Annotated in this window: 19 protein-coding genes and 1 pseudogene; 14 read left to right on the forward strand and 6 right to left on the reverse strand. The window is 67.2% G+C overall.

From position 1 onward, the window contains the following. Positions 1–4 precede the first annotated feature (4 nt). Genes AWC08_RS00110 through AWC08_RS00155 form a run of 10 tightly spaced genes read left to right on the forward strand, consistent with a single transcriptional unit; the run spans position 5 to position 11,236 of the window. The gene (locus tag AWC08_RS00110) at positions 5–1,333 is read left to right on the forward strand and encodes an MCE family protein (RefSeq protein ID WP_069433606.1); all 1,329 of its coding nucleotides are present in this window, start codon (positions 5–7) and stop codon (positions 1,331–1,333) included. Further along, positions 1,330–2,370, forward strand: a complete 1,041-nt coding sequence (locus AWC08_RS00115) for a virulence factor Mce family protein (protein WP_069433607.1) — start codon at positions 1,330–1,332, stop codon at positions 2,368–2,370. The genes AWC08_RS00110 and AWC08_RS00115 overlap by 4 nt, the downstream gene beginning before the upstream one ends. Beyond that, positions 2,367–3,929, forward strand: a complete 1,563-nt coding sequence (locus AWC08_RS00120; RefSeq protein WP_065135458.1) for a virulence factor Mce family protein — start codon at positions 2,367–2,369, stop codon at positions 3,927–3,929. The genes AWC08_RS00115 and AWC08_RS00120 overlap by 4 nt, the downstream gene beginning before the upstream one ends. Beyond that, complete coding sequence (locus tag AWC08_RS00125; RefSeq protein WP_069433608.1) at positions 3,926–5,533, forward strand: virulence factor Mce family protein; 1,608 nt, start codon at positions 3,926–3,928, stop codon at positions 5,531–5,533. Before AWC08_RS00120 ends, AWC08_RS00125 begins: the two co-directional genes overlap by 4 nt. Continuing rightward, complete coding sequence (locus AWC08_RS00130) at positions 5,533–6,696, forward strand: virulence factor Mce family protein (RefSeq protein WP_069433623.1); 1,164 nt, start codon at positions 5,533–5,535, stop codon at positions 6,694–6,696. Before AWC08_RS00125 ends, AWC08_RS00130 begins: the two co-directional genes overlap by 1 nt. Then, the gene (locus tag AWC08_RS00135; protein ID WP_065135460.1) at positions 6,690–8,246 is read left to right on the forward strand and encodes a virulence factor Mce family protein; all 1,557 of its coding nucleotides are present in this window, start codon (positions 6,690–6,692) and stop codon (positions 8,244–8,246) included. The genes AWC08_RS00130 and AWC08_RS00135 overlap by 7 nt, the downstream gene beginning before the upstream one ends. Further along, complete coding sequence (locus AWC08_RS00140) at positions 8,216–8,992, forward strand: Mce protein (protein ID WP_069433609.1); 777 nt, start codon at positions 8,216–8,218, stop codon at positions 8,990–8,992. The genes AWC08_RS00135 and AWC08_RS00140 overlap by 31 nt, the downstream gene beginning before the upstream one ends. Continuing rightward, positions 8,989–9,960: an RDD family protein gene (locus AWC08_RS00145; RefSeq protein WP_069433610.1), complete on the forward strand. Its 972-nt coding sequence runs from the start codon at positions 8,989–8,991 to the stop codon at positions 9,958–9,960. Before AWC08_RS00140 ends, AWC08_RS00145 begins: the two co-directional genes overlap by 4 nt. After that, positions 9,957–10,508, forward strand: coding sequence for a mammalian cell entry protein (locus AWC08_RS00150; RefSeq protein WP_065135463.1), 552 nt, complete (start codon positions 9,957–9,959; stop codon positions 10,506–10,508). Before AWC08_RS00145 ends, AWC08_RS00150 begins: the two co-directional genes overlap by 4 nt. Beyond that, on the forward strand, positions 10,475–11,236 hold the full coding sequence (locus tag AWC08_RS00155) for a mammalian cell entry protein (RefSeq protein WP_069433611.1): 762 nt from the start codon (positions 10,475–10,477) through the stop codon (positions 11,234–11,236). The genes AWC08_RS00150 and AWC08_RS00155 overlap by 34 nt, the downstream gene beginning before the upstream one ends. A 5-nt stretch (positions 11,237–11,241) precedes the next feature. On the opposite strand, the gene AWC08_RS00160 is transcribed toward AWC08_RS00155, so the two are convergent. The 5 genes and pseudogenes from AWC08_RS00160 to AWC08_RS00180 form a co-directional block, all read right to left on the reverse strand. Further along, positions 11,242–12,378 (reverse strand): phosphodiester glycosidase family protein, encoded by a 1,137-nt coding sequence (locus AWC08_RS00160; protein WP_083271128.1) that lies wholly within the window; start codon positions 12,376–12,378, stop codon positions 11,242–11,244. 54 nt (positions 12,379–12,432) lie between these two features. Beyond that, complete coding sequence (locus AWC08_RS00165; RefSeq protein WP_083271129.1) at positions 12,433–13,890, reverse strand: YhgE/Pip domain-containing protein; 1,458 nt, start codon at positions 13,888–13,890, stop codon at positions 12,433–12,435. Positions 13,891–13,928: 38 nt separating this feature from the next. Continuing rightward, positions 13,929–14,654, reverse strand: coding sequence for a pirin family protein (locus tag AWC08_RS00170; protein WP_069433613.1), 726 nt, complete (start codon positions 14,652–14,654; stop codon positions 13,929–13,931). A gap of 4 nt (positions 14,655–14,658) precedes the next feature. Further along, complete coding sequence (locus tag AWC08_RS00175; protein ID WP_069433614.1) at positions 14,659–16,062, reverse strand: alpha/beta hydrolase domain-containing protein; 1,404 nt, start codon at positions 16,060–16,062, stop codon at positions 14,659–14,661. Then, positions 16,059–17,167, reverse strand: a pseudogene (locus AWC08_RS00180) (sigma-70 family RNA polymerase sigma factor). Before AWC08_RS00180 ends, AWC08_RS00175 begins: the two are co-directional and overlap by 4 nt. On the opposite strand from AWC08_RS00180, the gene AWC08_RS00185 reads away from it, so the two are divergent. Genes AWC08_RS00185 through AWC08_RS00200 form a run of 4 tightly spaced genes read left to right on the forward strand, consistent with a single transcriptional unit; the run spans position 17,115 to position 21,325 of the window. After that, complete coding sequence (locus AWC08_RS00185; protein WP_065135470.1) at positions 17,115–17,954, forward strand: alpha/beta hydrolase; 840 nt, start codon at positions 17,115–17,117, stop codon at positions 17,952–17,954. The pseudogene AWC08_RS00180 and the gene AWC08_RS00185 sit on opposite strands and share 53 nt — an antisense overlap. Before the next feature lie 43 nt (positions 17,955–17,997). Beyond that, the gene (locus AWC08_RS00190; RefSeq protein ID WP_065135471.1) at positions 17,998–18,747 is read left to right on the forward strand and encodes a DUF2786 domain-containing protein; all 750 of its coding nucleotides are present in this window, start codon (positions 17,998–18,000) and stop codon (positions 18,745–18,747) included. Continuing rightward, entirely contained in the window at positions 18,744–19,238 is a 495-nt protein-coding gene (locus tag AWC08_RS00195; protein ID WP_069433615.1) for a TIGR04338 family metallohydrolase, read from the forward strand. Before AWC08_RS00190 ends, AWC08_RS00195 begins: the two co-directional genes overlap by 4 nt. Beyond that, the gene (locus tag AWC08_RS00200) at positions 19,235–21,325 is read left to right on the forward strand and encodes a glycoside hydrolase family 3 protein (protein ID WP_174900746.1); all 2,091 of its coding nucleotides are present in this window, start codon (positions 19,235–19,237) and stop codon (positions 21,323–21,325) included. The genes AWC08_RS00195 and AWC08_RS00200 overlap by 4 nt, the downstream gene beginning before the upstream one ends. Before the next feature lie 43 nt (positions 21,326–21,368). On the opposite strand, the gene mymT is transcribed toward AWC08_RS00200, so the two are convergent. Beyond that, the gene (gene mymT, locus AWC08_RS00205) at positions 21,369–21,512 is read right to left on the reverse strand and encodes a copper-binding metallothionein MymT (protein WP_082986517.1); all 144 of its coding nucleotides are present in this window, start codon (positions 21,510–21,512) and stop codon (positions 21,369–21,371) included. Between the last annotated feature and the right edge of the window lie 39 nt (positions 21,513–21,551).

Here is a 21,551-nt window from a genome sequence, read left to right on the forward strand (position 1 = left end):
CGCCATGACGAGTCCGGGGAAGGTCAACAAGGTCAAGCACCCGCCGTACAAGCTGATCGGCATCTCGTCCTTCGTTGTCCTGTTGCTGGTGTTTTCGGTGGTTTACCTGCAGTTCCGCGGAGACTTCACGCCGAAGACAGAACTGACCATGTACAGCGACCGGGCCGGGCTCGTCATGGACCCGGGCTCGAAGGTCACCTATAACGGCGTCCAGATCGGCCGGGTCGGCAAGATCCAGGAGATCAGCCGCGACGGCAGGCCGGCCGCGAAGTTCACCCTGGAGATCTATCCGCAGTACCTCGGGGCCAACGGAGTGGTTCCGGAGAACGTCGACGCCCAGATCAAGGCGACGACGGTGTTCGGTGGCAAGTACGTGTCACTGACCACGCCCAAGGACGACCAGGGGAACATCACCTCCCGCGGACATCTCGGCCCCAAGAGCGTGATCAACGCCTCCGGTGTGACGACCGAGATCAACACGCTGTTCCAGACGCTGACGTCGATCTCGGAGAAGGTCGACCCGGTCAAGCTGAACCTGACTCTGAGCGCCGCCGCGCAGTCGCTGACCGGGCTGGGTGACCGGTTCGGACAGGCGATCGTCAACGGCAACGCGATCCTCGACGACGTCAACCCGCGGATGCCGCAGGCCCGCCGCGACATCCAAGCGCTGGCCGCACTCGGCGACGTCTACGCCGACGCGGCGCCGGATCTCATTGACTTCCTGAACAATTCGGTGCCGACGGCTCGGTCGATCAACGCCCAGCAGAAGGACCTGGACCAGGCGCTGCTGGCGGCCGCCGGATTCGGCAACACCGGGGCGGACATCTTCGAGCGCGGCGGCCCGTACCTGGCCCGTGGTGCCGCCGACCTGGTGCCCACCGCCCAGCTACTCGACACCTACAGCCCGGAGCTGTACTGCACGCTGCACAACTACCACGACATCGAGCCCAAGGCCTATCAGTTCCTGGGCGGCAACGGCTACTCCCTGAACAGCCACTCCCAGATCCTCTCCGGAATTGGGGCGTTGCTGAACCCGGTGGCACTGGTTCCGCTGCTGCTCTCTCAGGTCGGATTGATCGGCGCCCAGATTGTCGGTGGCGCGCCGAACCCGTACACCTACCCGGAGAATTTGCCACGGGTGAACGCGCACGGTGGGCCGGGTGGCGCCCCGGGTTGCTGGCAGCAGATCACCCGGCAGCTGTGGCCCGCACCGGAACTGGTGATGGATACCGGGAACAGCCTTGCGCCCTATAACCACTTGGAGGTCGGGTCGCCCTACGTGCTCGAGTACGTCTGGGGCCGTCAGGTAGGGGATAACACGATCAACCCATGAAAATCACCGGTACTCTCGTCAAGCTCAGCGCCTTCGCTGTGGTGCTGCTGATGTTCAGCATCATGATCATCATCGTGTTCGGTCAGATCCGCTTCGACCGGACCAACTCCTACTCCGCCGAGTTCACCAATGTCAGTGGCTTGCGGGCCGGGCAGTTCGTGCGCGCCTCTGGCGTCGAGATCGGGAAGGTGAAGGACCTCGAACTGATCGATGGCGGCAAGCGGGTCCGCGTGAACTTCGACGTGGATCGCAACATTCCGCTGTATCAGTCCACCACCGCGTCGATCCGCTACCTCGACCTCATCGGCAACCGCTACCTGGAACTCAAGCGCGGTGAGGGCGACGGTCAGGACAAGGTCATGCAGCCGGGCGGGTTCATCCCGTTGGCGCGGACCACGCCGGCGCTGGACCTCGACGCGCTGATCGGTGGCTTCAAGCCGATCTTCCGCGCGTTGAACCCGGACAAGGTCAACACCATCGCCTCGGCACTGATCACGGTGTTCCAGGGCCAGGGCGGCACGATCAACGACATCCTGCAGCAGACGGCGCAGGTCACCTCGCAGCTGGGCGAACGGGATCGGGCGATCGGCGAGGTCGTCACGAACCTCAACAAGGTGCTGGACACCACGGTTCGTCACCGCAAGGACTTCGACCAGACCGTCAACAACCTCGAAGTGCTGATCACCGGGTTGAAGGACCACGGGGACTCGTTGGCCGGTGGCACGGCGAACATCAGCAACGCCGCGGGCACGGTCGCCGACCTGCTGAGCGAGGACCGCGCGCTGCTGCACAAGGCGATCAACTACCTCGATGCGGTGCAGCAGCCGCTGATCGACCAGCGTGAGCAGCTCAACGACTTCCTGCACAAGGTGCCGACCGCGCTGAACTCGATCGGGCGCGCCATCGGCTCCTACGGCGACTTCGTGAACTTCTACTCCTGCGACATCAGCCTGAAGATCAACGGTCTGCAGGCCGGTGGCCCGGTCCGAACCGTTCGCCTCTTCCACCAGCCGACCGGAAGGTGCGCGCCGCAATGAGAACGCTGGAACCGCCCAACCGCCTCAAGATCGGGCTCATGGGCATCCTGGTGACGCTCCTGGTCATCGGGGTGGGCCAGAGCTTCACCAGTGTGCCGATGTTGATGGCCAAGCCCAGCTACTACGGGCAGTTCACCGACACCGGTGGCATCAACAAGGGGGACAAGGTCCGTATCGCCGGCATGGACGTCGGCAAGGTCGAGGCCATCAGCATCGACGGCGACCACATCCTGATGAAGTTCTCCATCGGCACCCAGAGCATCGGCACCGAAAGCCGGCTCAACATCCGGACCGACACCCTGCTGGGTAAGAAGGTCCTCGAGATCGAGGCCCGCGGCAACCAGCCGCTGCGCCCGAACGGCACCCTGCCGCTGGGGCAGAGCACCACCCCGTACCAGATCTATGACGCGTTCCTCGACGTCACCAAGGCGGCCACCGGCTGGGACATCGACACGGTCAAGAAGTCGCTGCACGTCCTCTCGGAGACCATCGACCAGACCTACCCGCAGCTCAGTCCCGCACTGGACGGGGTGGCCAAGTTCTCCGACACGATCGGCAAGCGCGACGAGGAGATCAAGCACCTGCTGGCCCAGGCCAACCAGGTGGCGAGCGTCCTCGGTGACCGCAGCCAGCAGGTGGACCGGTTGCTGGTCAACGCCAAGACGCTGCTGGCCGCCTTCAACGAGCGCGGCCGCGCCATCGACGCCCTGCTGAGCAACGTCGCCGCCTTCTCCACGCAGGTCCAGGGCTTCATCAACGACAACCCGAACCTCAACCATGTGCTTGAGCAGTTGCGCACCGTCAGTGACCTGCTGGTCGAACGCAAGGACGACCTGGCCAACGGCCTGCTGATGGTCGGTGGGTTCCTGCCGTCGCTGAACGAGTCGATCGCCTCCGGACCGTTCTTCAAGGTGGTCATCCACAACCTGGTCCCCGGTCAGATCATCCAGCCGTTCATCGACGCCGCGTTCAAGAAGCGCGGTCTGAGCCCTGAGGACTTCTGGCGTAGCGCCGGGCTGCCGTCCTACCGGTTCCCGGACCCGAACGGCACCCGGTTCCCCAACGGCGCACCGCCGCCGGGACCGCTGGTCCTGGAAGGCACCCCGGAGCACCCGGGCCCGGCCGTGCCCCCTGGCTCGCCGTGCTCGTACACCCCGGCGGCCGACGGCATCCCGAGTCCGGCCAACCCGCTGCCGTGTGCCGGCACCAACATCGGTCCGTTCGGCGGTCCGGGCTTCCCGGCACCCCTGGACGTCCAGATGTCACCGCCCAACCCGAACGGGGTGCAGGACGTGCCGGGCATCCCGATCGCCGGGCGGCCGGGTGAGCCCGCGCCCAACGCGCCGGGCACGCCGGTTCCGTTGCCGCCCAACGCTCCTCCGGGCGCTCGCACCGAGCCCCTGGGACCGGCGGGACCGGTGGCACCGCCGTCGACATTCGCACCGGGGCTCCCCCCGGGTCCGCCGGCCCCGCCGGGGCCGGGGAACCAGTTACCGGCACCGTTCATCAACCCCGGCGGTTCGGGCGGTAGCGGCGCAGCGGGAGGTAGCCAGAATTGAGCACCATCTTTGACGTCCGCAACATCCGGCTGCCGAGGATGTCCCGGGCCACCGTCATCGTCGGGGTGGTCATCGTGGTGGTGGCTCTCGCCGCCGCCGTGGTCGGCTGGCAGCTCTACAAGAAGCTGACAAACAACTACGTCACCGCGTACTTCTCGGCGGCCAACGCGCTCTACGCCGGGGACAAGGTCCAGATCATGGGCATGAAGGTGGGCTTGATCGACAAGATCGAGCCGGCCGGCGACAAGATGAAGGTCACCTTCCACTACGAGAACCAGTACAAGGTTCCGGCCAACGCCTCCGCGGTGATCCTCAACCCGACCCTGGTGGCATCGCGCGCCATTCAGCTCGAGCCGCCCTACAAGGGCGGCCCGGTGCTGGCCAACAATGCGGTCATCCCGATGGAGCGCACTCAGGTGCCGGTCGAGTGGGACGAGCTGCGTAACAGCATCACCAACATCATCTCGAAGCTCGGTCCGACCGAGGCGCAGCCGACCGGGCCGTTCGGTGAGGTGATCAACTCGTTCGCCAACGGCCTGGAGGGCAAGGGCAAGCAGCTCAACACCACCCTCGACAGCCTGTCGCGGGCGCTCACAGCGCTCAACGAAGGCCGCGGTGACTTCTTCGCGGTGGTCAAGAGCCTGGCGTTGTTCGTCAACGCGCTGCACCAGGACGACAAGCAGTTCGTCGCGCTCAACCAGAACCTCGCCGACGTCACGGGCCGGCTCGCCAGCTCCGACCAGGCGCTGGCCAGCGCGCTGCGACAGCTCGACAGCCTGCTCACCACGGTTCGCCCGTTCCTGGACAAGAACCGTGAGGTGCTGACCCACGACGTCAACAACCTGGCCACGGTGACCAACACGTTGTTGCAGCCCGAGCCGTTGAACGGCTTGGAGACCGCACTGCACGTGCTACCGACGGCCGCCGCCAACGTGAACCAGATCTACCACCCCGCCCACGGTTCGGTGGTCGCCGTCCCGGAGATCACCAGCTTCGCCAACCCGATGCAGTTCATCTGCAGCTCGGTGCAGGCCGGTAGCCGGCTGGGTTACCAGGAGTCCGCCGAACTCTGCGCGCAATACCTGGCGCCGGTGCTGGACGCGATCAAGTTCAACTACTTCCCGTTCGGGTTGAACGCGTTCAACACCGCCGAGATCCTGCCCAAGCACGTCGCGTACTCCGAACCGCGGTTGCAGCCTCCGCCTGGGTACAAGGACACCACCGTCCCCGGCATCTGGGTGCCGGACACCCCGACGTCGCACAAGAACACCCAGCCGGGCTGGATCGTGGCACCGGGCATGCAGGGCCAGCAGGTCGGTCCCATCACGGCGGGCCTGATGACCCCCGAGTCGCTGGCCGAACTGATGGGTGGACCCGACATTCAGCCGGTCCAGTCCACCCTGCAGACACCGCCCGGGCCGCCCAACGCGTACGACGAGTACCCGGTGCTGCCGCCCATCGGCCTGCAGGCGCAGGTACCGGTGCCGCCTCCGGCGCCGGGTCCGAACGTGATCCCCGGACCGGTCGCCCCGACACCGGCGGCACCCGGACCGGCCGCAGCGGTCGGCGCACCGCTACCAGCTGAGGTAGGAGGGGGTCAGTGATAGGGCTGCTTCGCAGGGTTCGCCGCGGCACCTGGCATGTGCTGGTGCTGTCGATGGCCACCCTGATGCTGAGTTCCTGTGGCTGGAAAGGCATCTCGCAGGTCGCGATTCCCGGAGCGCCGGGCAGCGGCAGCGACGCCTACACCGTCTACGCGCAGGTGCCGGACACGCTGGCGATCAACGGCAACAGCAAGGTGATGGTCGCCGACGTCGAGGTGGGTTCGATCCGCAAGATCGAGCTGCGAAACTGGATCGCCACCCTGACGCTGGGGCTGAAGAAGGACACCAAGCTCCCCAAGAACGCCATCCTGAAGATCGGCCAGACCAGCTTGCTGGGGTCGCAGCACGTGGAGCTGCTGTCGCCGGAGAACCCGTCGAAGGAACCGCTGCGCAACGGCGACACCATCCCGCTGAAGAACTCGTCGGCCTACCCGAATATCGAGCAAACCCTGGCGGTCGTCTCGCTGATCCTGCGCGGCGGCGGCATCCCGAACCTGGAAGTGCTGCAGAACGAGATCTACGCGATCTTCCACGGGCGCGGCGATCAGATTCGCGGCTTCCTGAACCGGCTGGACACGTTCACCCGGCAGCTCAACGAGCAGCGCGATGACATCACCCATGCCATCGACTCCACGAACCGCCTGCTGAGTTATGTCGGCAACCGCAACGACGTGCTGGAGCGGGTGCTCACCGACTTCCCGCCGCTGATCAAGCATTTCGCGGACACCAAGAACCTGCTGATCAACGCCGTCGACTCGGTCGGCCGGCTCAGCGGTGCCGCTGACCAGTACCTGTCGGAAGCCCGCGCCAACCTGCACACCGACCTGCAGTCGCTGCAGTGCCCGCTGCGGGAGCTCGGCCGCGGCTCGCCGTACCTGATCGGCGCGCTGAAGCTGATCCTGACGCAGCCGTTCGACATCGACGCGGTGCCGAAGATCTTCCGCGGCGACTACCAGAACGTGTCGGCCACGCTCGATGTGACCTACAGCGCGGTGGACAACGCGGTGCTGACCGGTACCGGTTTCTCCGGCGCCCTGCGGGCCCTGGAGCAGTCGTTCGGGCGTGACCCGGAGACGATGATCCCCGACGTTCGCTACACGTCGAACCCGAACGACGCACCGGGCGGGCCGTTGGTGGAAAGGGCGGAGCGAGGCCAATGCTGACACCCTTCATCAAGCGCCAGCTGTGGATGTTCCTGACACTGACAGTGGTAGCGCTGTCCGTGCTGGGCATCTACTACCTGCAGATCCCGACCCTGGTCGGCATCGGGCGCTATGAGCTGACCGCCAACCTGCCCGCCTCCGGCGGTCTGTACCCGACGGCCAACGTCACCTACCGAGGGATCACCATCGGCAAGGTCACCGAGGTGGAACCGACCCCGTTCGGCGCGAAGGCGACGTTGAGCATCGACAGCCGCTACAAGATCCCGGTCGACGCCACCGCCAACGTGCACTCCGTGTCGGCCGTTGGTGAGCAGTATCTGGACCTGGTGTCCAACGGGAATCCGGGCAAGTTCTTCGCCTCGGGTCAGACCATCACCAAGGGCACCGTGCCCAGCGAAATCGGGCCGGCACTGGACACCGCCAACCGAGGCCTCGCGGTGCTGCCCAAGGAGAAGATTCCCAAGCTGCTCGATGAGACGGCGCTGGCGGTCGGCGGCCTCGGACCGGCCCTGCAACGGCTGGTGGACGCCACGCAGGCGATCGTGGGTGATTTCCACACCCAGATCAACGACGTGAACGACATCATCCAGAACTCGGGGCCGATCCTGCAGAGCCAGGTCGACTCGGGCAGCGCGATCGAGCGCTGGGCGCGCAACCTGAACACGTTGGCCGCCCAAAGCGCCCAGGAAGACCAGCACCTACGCAGCGTGCTCACCCAGGCCGCTCCGACGGCCGACCAGGTCAACGAGGTGTTCACCGACGTGCGGGACTCGTTGCCGCAGACGCTGGCCAACCTCGAGGTCGTGTTCGACCTGCTCAAGCGCTACCACAAGGGTCTCGAGCAGGTGCTGGTGTTCCTGCCCCAGGGTGCCTCGATCGCACAGACCGTGGCCGCGCCGTTCCCGAACATGGCCGCCCTGGACCTGGCCCTGGCGATCAACCAGCCGCCGCCCTGCCTCACCGGCTTCATTCCGGCCGAGCAGTGGCGGTCGTTCGCCGACACCAGCATGCAGCCGTTGCCGGTGGGGACCTACTGCAAGATCCCGATGGACACCCCGTCGAACAGTGTTCGTGGGTCGCGCAACATCCCTTGTGTCGACGTGCCGGGCAAGCGGGCCGCCACGCCGCGCGAATGCCGCAGCACCAAGCCGTACGAGCCGGCGGGCACCAACCCCTGGTATGGCGACCCGAACCAGCTGCTGACCTGCCCGGCGCCGGCCGCGCGGTGTGACCAGCCGGTGAAGCCGGGACTGGTGGTGCCGGCTCCGTCGGTCAACAACGGGCTGAACCCGGCGCCGGCCGACCGGCTCCCGCCGGGCGGCACGCCACCGCCGATCAGCGACCCGCTGACGCGTCCCGGCACCGGCGCGGTGCAGTGCAACGGACAACAGCCCAACCCCTGCGTCTACACTCCGGGCGGGCCCCCCTCTGCGGTCTACAGTCCGCAGAGTGGTGAGCTGGTGGGGCCCGACGGGGTCAAATACTCCGTCGCAAACTCGATGAAAACAGGAGACGACGGATGGAAGGAGATGCTGGCTCCAGCCGGCTGAACCCCATCAACGAGCACGATTCGGCGGGTACCGAGGCGAAGGACGAGGATTCGCAAGAATCCGAGGCCGCAGCCGACCCGACTAGCACCGAGGCGAAGGACGAGGATTCGCAAGAATCCGAGGCCGCAGCTGAGCCGACTAGCACCGAGGCGACGGACGAGGATTCGCAAGAATCCGAGGCCGCAGCTGAGCCGACTGCTGCTCCCGACCCGGCAGACGCCGAGGAAGCTGCCGTCGTCCGGGGTAAGTCCCGGGTGGGTCGCGGGTGGCTGGCCGGAACTGCGGCGGTCCTGCTGATCCTGTCCGGGGCCATCGCCGGCGGGGGCTACTACGCGCTGCGTTCCCACCAGGACATCGCGGCGTTGCAGCGCAACGATGCCGCGGCACTGAACATCGCCAAAGATTGCGTCGCCGCGACGCAGGCACCGGACATCAGCAGCATGGCGGCCAGTGAGCAGAAGATCGTCGACTGCGGCACCGACCAGTACCGCACCCAGGCGCTGCTCTACAGCAGCATGTTGGTGCAGGCCTACCAGGCCGCGAATGTGCACCTCAAGGTTTCCGACATGCGTGCGGCAGTGGAACGCAACAATCCCGATGGCTCGGTCGACGTACTGATCGCCCTGCGCATCAGCGTCTCCAACGACCAGCAGCAGAACCAGGAGACGGGGTATCGCCTGCGGGTTCGAATGGCGCCGACGGAAGGCACCTACAAGATCTCCAAACTCGACCAGGTGACGAAGTGACGGTGGTGGTCGAAAAGACCCGGACCGCCGCCCAGGACCTGCCCGAAAAGGCCTTGGCGCCTTGGCGCGTGCGGGTGGGGGCGTTTTCGGTCGATGTGCTCGCCGGTCTGGCGGTGGCGATCACGATGGCGCTGGTGTCCTTCACGCTGCCGCCGTACGGCGCGTGGTGGTGGGTGTGCATGGTCGTCTGCGGCCTGGCGGTGCTGGCGGTGCTGGTGAACCGGCTGTTGTTGCCGACGATCACGGGCTGGAGTCTGGGGCGCGCACTGTTCGGGATTGCCGTGGCGCGACGGGACGGGAAAGAAGTCAGCCCGTGGTGGCTGCTGCTGCGCGACCTGGCGCACCTGCTCGACACCGCGGCGCTGCTGGTGGGGTGGTTCTGGCCGCTGTGGGATGCCCAGCGCCGCACCTTCGCCGATATGCTGCTGGGCACCGAGGTGCTGCGTGTCGTACCCCACGAGTGGGCCGAGCAGGTGCGCAAGTGGACCGCGGCGGCGCTGGTCGCCGCGGCGGTCCTGTGCCTGGCCGGTGCCGGCATCGGCTACGGCGTCGTCTACGCCCGCGCCCAGGCCACCGACCGGACCCGTGCCGAGATTTCGACGCAGGGACCCAAGATCGTCGCCCAGATGCTGACCTACGACCCGAAGAATCTGCACGACGATTTCGCCCGCGCCCTGAACCTGACCACCGACAGATATCGCCACGATCTGGCGGCTCAGCAGGAGGTGGTCCAGAAGGGCCACCCCGTCATCAACGAGTACTGGGGCTCCACCAACTCTGTCCTGGCCGCCACCCCGAACAGCGCGACGATGCTGCTGTTCCTGCAGGGGCGACGCGGCGAGGGGCCGGACGTCCGCTACATCACTGCCAGCGTCCGGGTGAAGTTCATCAGGAGCGGCGACGGTCGCTGGCTGGTGGACGACCTGACGGTGCTGGCCAAGCCCAAACCCGCGGGAGAAGGCAAATGAGCCCCCGCCGCAAGTTCGAACCCGGCGAGGACTCGCTCCTGGTCCCGCAGTCCATTCCGCCGAGAAGGTGGACACTGCCGCTGGTTTCCTCGATCGCATCGGTGGTGATGGTGGCGGCGATCGCGTTGTCCACCTTCATGCTGGTCGACCATCAGTCCCGGGACCGGACCGCGGAGCGCGAAGCGCAGGCGGTCAACTACGTCAAGTGGTTCATGACGGGGTTCACCTCGATCGACCCGTTCCACGCCAACGAATACATCGATCGGGTGCTGGCGCAGGCGACGGGTGACTTCGCCAAGCAGTACACCGACAAGGCCAACGAGATCCTGTTGCAGGTCGCCCGCGCGGAGCGTTCGACCGGGACGGTGCTGGAAGCGGGCGTGGAACGCTGGAACGACGACGGCAGCGTGACCGTGCTGGTCGCGACCGACGTCACCTCCAAGACGCCGGACGGAAAACAGGTCTTCGAGAACACCAACCGTTGGTCGGCGACCGCTACGCAGGAAGGGAATCAGTGGAAGATCAGCAACCTGCAGCAGGTGATCTGACCGAAACCGCCGAAACCGCGGTAACCCCAGAAACCGACGCGACCGCCGAGACCGGCGAGACCGCCGAGCCGGTGGCGGAAACCGAAGCGGCAGAGGGTGATTCACCGGAAGAGGGTGAAGCGGCCGAGGCTGAGGCGGCCGAGGCAGAGGCGGCCGAGCCGGTCAAGCAGACCAAGCCCGCCAAGCCCCCCAAGCCGAAGAGGAAGCGCAGGCCCGGCCGGCTGGCGGCCGTGGTGGTCGCACTGGTGGCGGCGTTGTTCATCGGCTCCTCGGCGTTCGCGGCCGCGATGGTGCAGCCCTACCTGGCCGAGCGGGCCACCGTCGAGATCAAGCTGAAGGTGGCGCGTGCGGCGGCCAATGCGATCACCACGTTGTGGAGCTACACGCCCGAGAACATGGACACCCTGGCCGACCGCGCGGGCCGATACCTCACCGGCGACTTCGGGGCGCAGTACCGCAAGTTCGTCGAGGAGAAGGTCGTCGGGCCCAACAAGCAGCTGAAGATCACCAACTCCACCGAGGTCACCGGCGTCGCGGTCGAATCGCTCGACGGGCCCAACGCCACCGTGATCGTCTACACGAACACCACGGCCACCACCCCACTGAAGAAGAACATCCCGTCGCTGCAGTACCTGTCGTACCGCATGTCGATGAAGCGGGAGGGTGACCGCTGGTTGGTGACGAGGATGACCACGATCACCTCGCTGGATGTGACGCCGCAGCTGTAGGCCGGCTAGTTGAAGGCGAGCCAACTGGGCAGCGCCCGTTCGTGGGAGTCGCACAGCACCTGTCTGGTGTCGCAGGACCCCTTCGGAGCGCCGGCTCCGGCCCACATGCCGCCGGTGTCGCGGCGCAGCACGATAGCCGACGAGCCGCCGCCGTCGAGCAGGATGGCCGTGTCGCTGCCCAAGCCGCGGAAGAGGTCCTGAATGTTATCCGGGGTGTAGCTGCCACCCTCGAAGATGTACATCTCGTCCTTCTGCTTGGAGTAGGCCAGGGCGGTGCGTGCCGCGCTCGGACCACCGTCGTGCAGCTGGCCGGTGTTGCCCGGCGACAGCAACCCGATGCCGGCCACCGCGACGAACTTCGCATTCTTGTTCAGCAGGTCGGCGATTACCGGTGTGGCCAGGTCGTAGTCCTCCCGGCCCTTGGGCCGCAACACATATGGAGCACCGCCGGCCGGCAGGATCATCGTCGTCAGCGAGGTCCAGGACTCGTTGCCGCCGGACAGCCCCTGTTTACCCGGGTAGGCGACGGTTCCGGTGACCGCCTGGTTGGCGCGGCCCTGGCCATGGGTGTTGTCGACGAAAGCGCCCAGCGGCGAGCTGCACCCGGTGTCACGCCAGGAGCCGCCCTTCTGGCCGCGGACGTCGAAGAAGTTCGCGTTGATCGCGATCGTCGGCTGGCCCATGCGCTGCCACGCCTGCAGCGGCGGGTAGATCTCGGATGCCTGCCACAACCCTTCACCGGTGCGGGCGCCGGCGTTGTTTTCGCACCGGGCCTGGTCGCCCTGGTGGGTGTCCACCAACAGGTGCGGCTGCAGCCGGGTGGCGGCCTGCTTGATGATCATCAGGTGGCCGCCGTTGTTCATCTCATACCAGTGCCCGGCGCCGTCGAGCAGCGGCATCGAGTGTCCGCCGCCGAAGTTGTAGACCAGGTAGGAGCCTTTGGTGCCGGCGATGGCCTGCTCCAGCAGCTCCCGCGCGTCGGCGGCGCGAGCGACGGGGGCTCCGGTGGTGCTCGCCAACGTCAGACACAGGACCAGGGCGGCACAGCTTGCCAGGAGTCTGCGCAAGACGGCAGCTGGCGTCGGCACGGCAAGCCCTTTCGGCCAATTCCGGGGAAGCAACTCTCCCAGGATTAGCCACATCCGTCACACTGTCAACTTAAGTAACAGGCCGATGACGGGCCGGCCGCGTTCGAATTACGTTTTGCCGCTTGCGCTTTCAGGGGCGGGTTGCGGTTCGGGTGCGGCGTCGGCGTCGGCGTCGGGTTCGGTCTCGGGTTCGGTCTCGGGTTCGGTCACCGTCGCCTGCTCGATGGCGGCCTCACGGGCCATCTCGCGCTGGTGATGTGCCTGGTGTTCGGCCGCGATCGCATGCTCGATCGCACCAGGGACCCGGTGGAAGCCCTTACGGTCGTACACACGGGTGATGATGCCGCCCACCAACACTCCGATCACCAGGCCGATGGCGGTCATCGTGAGCGCCTGGCGCAGTCCGGCGTCCGCGTGGCCGTTGAGATAGAGCAGGGACCGGACTCCGAGGAATACCTGGTGCATCGGCTCGAATTCGGCAAGCCAGCGGAAGAAGGGCGGCACCGCCTCCAGCGGCACCGTCGCACCGGCGGACGGCAAGCCCAGGATGACGAAGACCAGCATGCTGAACAGCAGGCCCATCGACCCCAGCACCGCGATCAGTGAACTCGAGGTGATCCCCACCGCGCTGATCGCGAACACACCGAACAGCCACAGTTGCCAACCCAGCGTGATGGGCATCCCGAGCCCGTGGGCTATCGCCATGTAGACGCCCGACGTCGCCAGCGCCAGGATCACCATCAGACCCCACTTGACCAATAACGTGCGGAAGCGGGAGATGTTGACCTGCTCGGCGAAACGGTAGACCGGCCCGAATTCGGCTGGCACGTAACCCAGCATCGAGTCGACCAGGGTGCTCACCACGATGCTGCCGGTGAAGCCGGCCAGCAGCAGCAGCAGCGCATAGTAGAAGGCCGACAACCCATTTCCGGTGCCGTTGGGCAGCGGGTTGTACACGGTCGATCTGATGTCGATCGGGCTGGTCAGCGCCAGCACCGACGCGCCGGCCAGCGGGGCGCCGCCGGTCTGGGCCGCCACGTCGGCCGAAAGTCGTTCGCCCACTTTGTTGTTCGCAACCGATGCGGCCTGGTTCAGGGTCTGGCCGGCGATACTTGAGCCCAGCGTGCCCGCCCGCGGGTTGGTGGAGATGGTGATCGTGGGCCGTTCGGCGCGGTTGGCGGTCAGCGCGCTTTCCCCGAGGTCGCGCAGTTTCGACGAGAAGCCGGGCGGGATCACCATTTCGCCGTACACCTGGGCCCGGTCCAGCAGTTGCTTGGCCTCGGCCGCCGACACGACCCGGACGTCGAACTTCTCTTTGTCCAGGCCGGCCACCACGCCGTCGCTGATCTGCTTGCCGTAGGGCCCGGCATCCTGGTTGACCACCGCGATCGGGAAATGCCGCAGATTCGTGGTGGGGTTCAGGATGCCGCCCAGGTACAGCGCGGACAATGCCGACATCAGGGCCAGGGTGATCAGGATCGGCGCCGCCCAGAACCGCACCTTGCGAAGCTGCCTGGTGTTCCGGTTCGGTTTGGGCGCCGCGTGCTTGGCATGTTTCTGAGACATGGGGGCTCCTGTCTGTCGAGCCCACTCTAATGTGTCGGTCAGCCGCCCAGCTTCGCGTGCATCTCCCAGACCAGCACTTCGGAAGGCTGCTGCGCGGTGAGCCGGCTGCCGTCTGCGTCCGTGAGCCGGACCGCATCTCCTTGGGTCAGATCGCCGTGTTCCGCTACGGTGACGTCGCCGCGTGCCACGAATACGTGCAGGTAGGGCGCGGAAGGCAGGTCGACGGAGCCGCCGGCGGGCAGTCGTGCGACATGCAGCGCCGCGGCGCGGTTGTGCAGGACCAGGGCGGCGTCGCGTCCCGGAATTCCCGACGCGACAGTGATCAAGCCGACGTTGTCGAGCTGATTGCCGATCTCGACCTGTTGGTAACTCGGTGTGATGGCCGTCTCGTCCGGTATCACCCACATCTGCACGAAATGCACTGGCTGCGTGAGCGAGTCGTTCTTCTCCGAATGCAGGATCCCGCTCCCAGCCGACATGCGCTGGGCCAGCCCGGGGTAGATGGTGCCGTGGTTGCCGGCGGAATCCTGATGTGTCAGTTCACCTTCCAGCACCCAGGTGACGATCTCCACGTCCCGGTGCGGGTGGGTGTCGAAACCCGTTCGCGGCGCGACGATGTCGTCGTTGTTCACCAGCAACAACCCGAAATGCGTGTTGTCCGGCTGGTAATGGTCTCCGAAGGAGAAGGAGTGCCGGGACTGTAACCAGGGTGTGGTCGTGACGCCACGATCGGCCGCTCGCCGGACATCCGCGGTGGCAGGCACGGCTTCAAGCCCCCGGATAGATGGCGCCGGCCAGCCGCACAATCTCGTCGCGGTCGGCCGCCAGAATGAACCCGGAAGCGATCGCGCTGTCCAGTGCCGCGGTGAATCTGCTCAGGTAGTCCTCTGCCCCGCCCGGGTACAGGCGCCGCAAAGTGGCATCGTCGAAAGGCTCACCGGAGCCGAAGATCGACGACATAACGCTGTCGCCAGCGGCGATGCCGGAGGTGCGGGCGATCGGGACATCCACCCACGGGGAACGTATCCCGCCCGCTGCTATGCCGTTGCCGTCCACGACCGGCTGCGGGTGCGGGGATTCTGCGACCTGCAGCGGCGGGCCGCTCGGTGGCGGCGTTCCGGTGCGGACCCAGGCGGTCAGCGCCGCCAGCGACGCCTGCACCACGTAATGGTGCTGTGGCCCGAAGTTGATGAAGTGGTCGAGTTGCCGGCCCATCAGGTTGTCGGTGGGCTGGTAGGCCGCGGCCAGGTCTTCGATCGACGCCGACCCGGAATCGATGGGGGCCACCTGGATCGTGTAGTTGTCGGCGTGCGCGGCGCCGGCGATCTCCCACACCCGCAGCAGGTCGTGGTCGGGTTGCCGGGCGGCGTAGTACCCCTGCCGTCCCGTGCCGTAGAGGTCGGTCTCGGTGATGATCGTCATCAGCGGGACACGCAGGTCCGGGCGGAACTTCACGGCTTGGGCAGTGCTGGACTGCAGATCGTCGAAGATCGAGCCGTCGTCCAGTGGCGCGGCGGGCCCGAACCGGGAGTGCACGAGGAACCCGTCGTAGGTCCGCGCCAGCGGGTCCACCGCGTTGACGTAGCTGGTGAGAAACATCGCCGACTGCGACTCGCCCACCGCGATAACGTGCTCGGGGCGCAGCTCGCCCAGGAGGTCACCCGTCTCGCGGACCAGCCCGCCCACCTGCGAGAACATGTCATAGGCGAACGTGTCACCCGGATGGCTCAGGCCGGCATAGCGTTTGGGGTGCTGGCTCTTCAGCGACATGTCGAGCCGGAGCATGCTGACGCCGCCGTCGACACCCACCTTCTGGGCGGACACCATGACATAGGCATAACCCGCCCGGATCACCTCGCGGTGCGCCATCAGCCACACCGCCGGAGCGTCGATTCCGCCGCTGACGTTGAGCCACTCGACGAGCACCGTGCCGTTGAAATCGGCTGGGTCGCTGGGGGTGAGTACCACCACCCGCGTCGTGTAATCGGCTGTGCGCGAAGCCCTTACGCGCCACCGGCCGTCGGGATCCAGCGGCTGCTCCGCGGTGTAGGACGAGGCGCTGCCGGAGACGAAGAATTCCTTCGCGCCGTAACCCACGCCGGCGATGTCGAACGCGCCCAACAGGATCGACGGCCGGCCGGGCACCGGCGTGACGGTGGGTGCGACGCTCACAGCGCGTCCGGCAGACCGAATCTGGCGAACAGCGATCCGTCGAGGAATGCGACCACCCGGGACACCCCGTCCGGCCGGACGTCCAGGACGTGCAGCTGGAAGGGGACATGGCGGTCACCCGCGCGCATATACATGGCCGCACCGGGTTGGCCGTTGGCCATGATCGGGATCATCCGCATGTCACCGGGATGCTCGGCCGGGCACTGCGTGTGGATGAGCGTGATGATGTCCTTCGCCCCCTGGTACCAGCCGGTGTAGGGCGGCATCTCCCAAATCGCTTCAGCGGTGAACAGATCCACCAACCGGTCGATGTCATAGCTCTCGAACGCGGCGACGTAGCGGGCCAGCAGGTCCTGCGTCTCGGACGAATCGGGCGCGGCGAGCCGGTCATCGGCGCTGGGCGAGACGGCCTCCAGTTGGGTACGGGCGCGCTGCAGCAGGCTGTTGACGGCCACGGTGGTGGTCCCGATCGCCTCGGCAACCTCGGCCGCCTTCCACTGCAACACATCGCGCAGCAGCAACACCGCCCGTTGGCGCGGCGACAGGTGCTGGAGCGCGGCGATGAACGCCAACCGCACGGACTCCCGCGACTCCGCGATCACCGCGGGGTCGGCGGGATCCTGCGCGTCGGGCAGCGGCTCCAGCCAGGGGACCTCCGCGCGCTCGATGAGTTCGGCCGTCGGATCCGAACGGGCGTTGCCCAGGCCGGTCGGCAACGGCCGTCGCCCCCGGCCTTCCAGGGCGGTGAGGCAGGTGTTGGTGGCGATCCGGTGCAACCAGGTGCGGACCGAGGACTTGCCCTCAAACCGGTCATAGGACTTCCACGCCCGCAACAGCGTCTCCTGCACCAGGTCCTCGGCATCGTGCAGCGACCCGGTCATCCGGTAACAGTGGGCGAGCAGTTCACGCCGGTACGGCTCGGCGTGGGCGGAGAAATCTCCGCCGGCATTCGAGGGGGAATTTTCGGTGAGCACACTCACCTGTTCGAGACTACGCAGAGCGTGTGACAACACGCCGCGAGGAGTGGCCGTACAGGCCGTAAGCTGCCGGTGATGACTACCACCCGCACTGAAAGAAACTTCGATGGCGTTGGTGGCGTCCCCATCGTCTACGACGTGTGGACCCCGGACGTCCCGCCCCGCGCGGTGGTCATCCTCGCCCACGGTTTCGGCGAGCACGCCCGCCGCTACGACCACGTGACGCAGCGGCTGGGGCGGGCCGGACTCATCACCTACGCACTCGATCACCGTGGCCACGGCCGCTCGGGCGGCAAGCGGGTAATGGTGCGCGACGTCTCGGAGTTCACCGCCGACTTCGACACGCTGGTGGGCGTTGCTACCCGGGAAAACCCGGGCCTGACGCGCATCGTGCTCGGGCACAGTATGGGCGGTGCCATCGTGTTCGCCTACGGTGTGGAACGCCCGGACAACTACGACCTGATGGTGCTGTCCGCGCCGGCTGTCGCCGCGCAGGACATGGTGCCGCGGGTGGTGGCGCTGGCCGCCAAGGTGCTGGGCGTCCTGACGCCGGGCCTGCCGGTGGAGGCGCTCGACTTCAACGCGATCTCCCGCGACCCGGAGGTGGTCGACGCATACAACACCGACCCGTTGGTGTACCACGGCAAGGTGCCGGCCGGGCTGGGCCGGGCCCTGCTGCAGGTGGGCGAGACGATGCCGCAGCGGGCGCCGGCGTTGACGACGCCGTTGCTGGTGGTGCACGGCACCGGTGACTCGCTGGTGCCGATCGAGGGCAGCCGCCGTCTGGTGGACTGCGTGGGTTCCGCCGACGTCGAATTGAAGGAATACGCCGGGCTGTTCCACGAGGTCTTCAACGAGCCCGAGCAGGATCAGGTCCTCGACGACGTGGTCTCGTGGCTCAATTTGCGCTTGTGAATCGCGGAGCGGGATTGTCATGGCGCTGCGCTAGTTTGGCGGCATGACCGACGACAAGATGCTGTCTCGCATCGCGGCACTGCTGCGTCAGGCCGAAGGCACCGACAATCCGCACGAGGCCGAGGCGTTCATGACCGCCGCGCAGCGGTTGGCGACGGCGTCGTCCATCGATCTTGCGGTGGCGCGCTCGCACTCCGCCAACCGATCGGCGGCCCAGGCCCCTACGCAGCGCACCATCACCATCGGCGAGGCGGGTACCCGCGGGCTGCGCACCTATGTGCAGCTCTTCGTGCTGATCGCGGCGGCCAACGACGTGCGCTGCGACATCGCCTCGAACTCGACTTTTGTCTACGCCTACGGGTTCGCCGAAGACATCGACGCGACGCACGCCCTGTACGCCAGCCTGGTGGTGCAGATGGTCCGGGCCTCCGACGCCTATCTCGCCACGGGCGAGCACCGGCCGACGCCCACCATCACCGCCCGCCTGAACTTTCAGCTCGCTTTCGGGGCGCGCGTCGGTCAGCGCCTCGCGGAGGCCCGAGAGCAGGCCAAGCAGGAAGCGTCCAAGGACCGTCGCCGTGCTCCCGGCACCGCTATCGCATTGCGGGACAAGGAAGTCGAGTTGCGCGACCACTATCGCGAGGCTTCCCGGGCGCGTGGCACCTGGCGGGCCAACCGGGCTTCCGCCGGGTACTCGTCGGCGGCGCGACGCGCGGGTGATCGGGCGGGGCGGCGGGCGCGGCTGGGCAGCAGCCAGGAGCTGCCCGGGGCGCGAACCGCGCTGGGCCGTTGACCCGCGATTCGCAACGCGCCAAAGTCTATGCGGCTGAGGAATTCGTGCGGGTCATGTTCGACCGTGCCGCCGAGCACGGTTCGCGCGGTATCGACTTCTTCGGCGCCCAGCTGACGCTGCCGCCGGAAGGACGGTTCGCGTCGGTGGCGTCGGTGCAGCGCTATGTCGACGATGTGCTGGCGCTGCCGGCGGTGCGTCGCGAATGGCCGGACGTGCCGGAGCTGCGGGTGCGGGCCCGGCGCGGAGCCGGCTCTGCGCACTATGAGAACCACGACGGGGCCGGCACCATCGCCGTGCCCGATCTTGGCACCGCGGACTGGGCGATGCGCGAACTCGTCATACTGCATGAGATGGCGCATCACCTGTGCCGGGTGCCGCCGCCGCACGGGCCGGACTTCGCGGCGACGATGTGCACGCTGACAGAGCTGGTGATGGGTCCCGAGCTCGGCCATGTGCTGCGTGTCGTGTACGCGAAAGAGGGTGTGCGTTGAAAGACCCGGACGCCCGCGCGCGCGAGGTCGAGGAACAGCTGACCGACGACGAGCGCTTCTCCCTGCTGGTGGGCGTGATGGGCGCCGGGGACATGTGGGGGCTGCGCGATGAGCGGATCCCGCCGGAGGTCCCGATGAGCGCCGGGTACGTGCCGGGGATCGCGCGACTGGGTGTCCCGGCGCTGCGGATGAGTGACGCCGGACTCGGCGTGACCAATCCCGGTTTCCGGCCGGGCGACACTGCCACCGCGCTGCCGGCCGGGCTCGCACTGGCGGCCACTTTCAATCCGGAGCTGGCCCGCGCCGCGGGCTCGGTGATCGGGGTCGAGGCACGTAGCCGCGGATTCAATGTGCAGCTGGCGGGCGCGATGAACCTGGCCCGTGATCCGCGTAACGGCCGCAATTTCGAGTACTTCTCCGAGGATCCCCTGCTCAGCGCCACCATGGCCGCCGAACAGGTCACCGGAATCCAGCAGCACGGTGTCATCTGCACGACCAAGCACTTCTCGCTGAACTGCAACGAGACCAATCGGCACTGGCTGGACGCCCTGATCGACCCCGACGCGCACCGCGAATCCGACTTGCTGGCCTTCGAGCTCGCGATAGAACGTGGCCGGCCCGGCGCGGTGATGGCCGCCTACAACAAAGTCAACGGCGACTACGCCGCCGCGAACACCGTCCTGCTCAACGACGTGCTCAAGGGTGCCTGGGAATTCCCCGGCTGGGTGATGTCGGACTGGGGTGGCACGCCGAGCTGGGAGTGCGCCCTGGCCGGTCTCGATCAGGAGTGCGGCGCCCAGATCGACGCCCTGCTGTGGCAGGACGAAACGTTCGGCGCCCCACTGCGGGCCGCCTATGCCGACGGCCGGCTTCCCAAGCAGCGGTTGTCGGACATGGTGCGGCGGATTCTGCGGTCGATGTTCGCCGTGGGCGTCGACCAGTGGGGACCGGTGCCAGAGCCGGACCTCAACGCGCACAACGACATTGCCCTCGAGATTGCACGGCAGGGAATCGTCCTGCTGCAGAACCGCGGGGCGCTGCCGCTGCCGGCCGGGCGGGGCGTGCGTATCGCCGTCATCGGTGGCTACGCGCACCGCGGCGTGCCGGCCGGATTCGGTTCCAGCACCGTGCTTCCGCCGGGCGGTTATGCCGACGTGATCCCGATCGGCGGCTCGGGTCTGGAAGCGGGCATGCGCAATCTGTACCTGCAGCCGTCGAGCCCGCTGGAGGAACTGCGGAAGTTGTTGCCGGGGGCGCACATCGAATTCGACCCCGGTATCAGCCCGGCCGAGGCGGTGCCGGTGGCACGGCGGGCCGACATCGCGATCGTGTACGCCACCCGGGCCGAAGGCGAAGGATTCGACGCGGCCGATCTGTCGCTGCCGTGGGGTCAGGACGGGTTGATCGCCGCGGTCGCCGCGGCCAACCCGAACACAGTGGTGGTGTTGCAGACCGGAAACCCGGTGGCCATGCCGTGGCGTGACGCGGTGGCCGCGATCGTGCAGGCGTGGTATCCCGGGCAGCAGGGTGGCCGGGCGATCGCAGAAATCCTTACCGGGCAGGCGAATCCATCGGGCCGGCTGCCGATCAGCTTTCCGGCCGATCTCGGCCAGACGCCGCGCCCGCAGCTGGGATCGCCGACAACCATCGACTATTCGGAAGGCGCCGACGTCGGGTACCGCTGGTTCGCCCGAACCGGGCAGGCCCCGTTGTTCGCGTTCGGACACGGCCTGTCCTACACCAGCTTCGAGTACCGCGACCTCGAGGTGACCGGTGGGGACACCGTGCGCGCCGCGGTGACCGTCGTCAACACCGGTGAGCGCGCCGGGAGCGACGTCCCCCAGGTCTATCTCGCCGGGGTGCCGGGTGAGGCGCGCTTGCGCTTACTCGGATTCCAGCGGGTCGACCTCGAACCCGGGCAGTCGCACCGCGTGCGTGTCGAGGCGGATCCGCGCTTGCTGGCGCGCTACGCCGACGGGACCTGGCACATCGCGCAGGGCAGGCACACGGTGGCCGTCGGCGCTTCGGCGGTCACCCTGGCGCTGGCGGCTGAAGTGGAGCTGGCCGGCCGTACGTTCGGGCGCTGAGCGGCGCGTCCGGCCGCACGACCGGCCTGCTGGCTCTATCGACTTATTGAACGGGGACGAGGTCGTCCCCACAGGTGCAGCGGTACGGTTCGCCGCCCTCGCAGTGGCAGGGGACCTCGATGCGGACGCGACAGCCGCAGCCTTCGTGGCCGCAGGTCAGCAGAGTTCCAGCCTCGTGAGTTGCCATTTGGTATCACCTTCATCTGAGTAGGGGGGCGGTGTTCAC

The organism is Mycobacterium gordonae, from assembly GCF_002101675.1.
Classification (GTDB): domain Bacteria; phylum Actinomycetota; class Actinomycetes; order Mycobacteriales; family Mycobacteriaceae; genus Mycobacterium; species Mycobacterium gordonae.

Bases quoted from the DNA above. Each gene is read 5' to 3' on its own strand.
- AWC08_RS00110 (WP_069433606.1), top strand. From the start codon at position 5: ATGACGAGTCCGGGGAAGGTCAACAAGGTCAAGCACCCGCCGTACAAG.
- AWC08_RS00115 (WP_069433607.1), top strand. From the start codon at position 1,330: ATGAAAATCACCGGTACTCTCGTCAAGCTCAGCGCCTTCGCTGTGGTG.
- AWC08_RS00120 (WP_065135458.1), top strand. From the start codon at position 2,367: ATGAGAACGCTGGAACCGCCCAACCGCCTCAAGATCGGGCTCATGGGC.
- AWC08_RS00135 (WP_065135460.1), top strand. From the start codon at position 6,690: ATGCTGACACCCTTCATCAAGCGCCAGCTGTGGATGTTCCTGACACTG.
- AWC08_RS00140 (WP_069433609.1), top strand. From the start codon at position 8,216: ATGGAAGGAGATGCTGGCTCCAGCCGGCTGAACCCCATCAACGAGCAC.
- AWC08_RS00150 (WP_065135463.1), top strand. From the start codon at position 9,957: ATGAGCCCCCGCCGCAAGTTCGAACCCGGCGAGGACTCGCTCCTGGTC.
- AWC08_RS00160 (WP_083271128.1), bottom strand. From the start codon at position 12,378: ATGTGGCTAATCCTGGGAGAGTTGCTTCCCCGGAATTGGCCGAAAGGG.
- AWC08_RS00165 (WP_083271129.1), bottom strand. From the start codon at position 13,890: ATGTCTCAGAAACATGCCAAGCACGCGGCGCCCAAACCGAACCGGAAC.
- AWC08_RS00185 (WP_065135470.1), top strand. From the start codon at position 17,115: ATGACTACCACCCGCACTGAAAGAAACTTCGATGGCGTTGGTGGCGTC.
- AWC08_RS00190 (WP_065135471.1), top strand. From the start codon at position 17,998: ATGACCGACGACAAGATGCTGTCTCGCATCGCGGCACTGCTGCGTCAG.
- mymT (WP_082986517.1), bottom strand. From the start codon at position 21,512: ATGGCAACTCACGAGGCTGGAACTCTGCTGACCTGCGGCCACGAAGGC.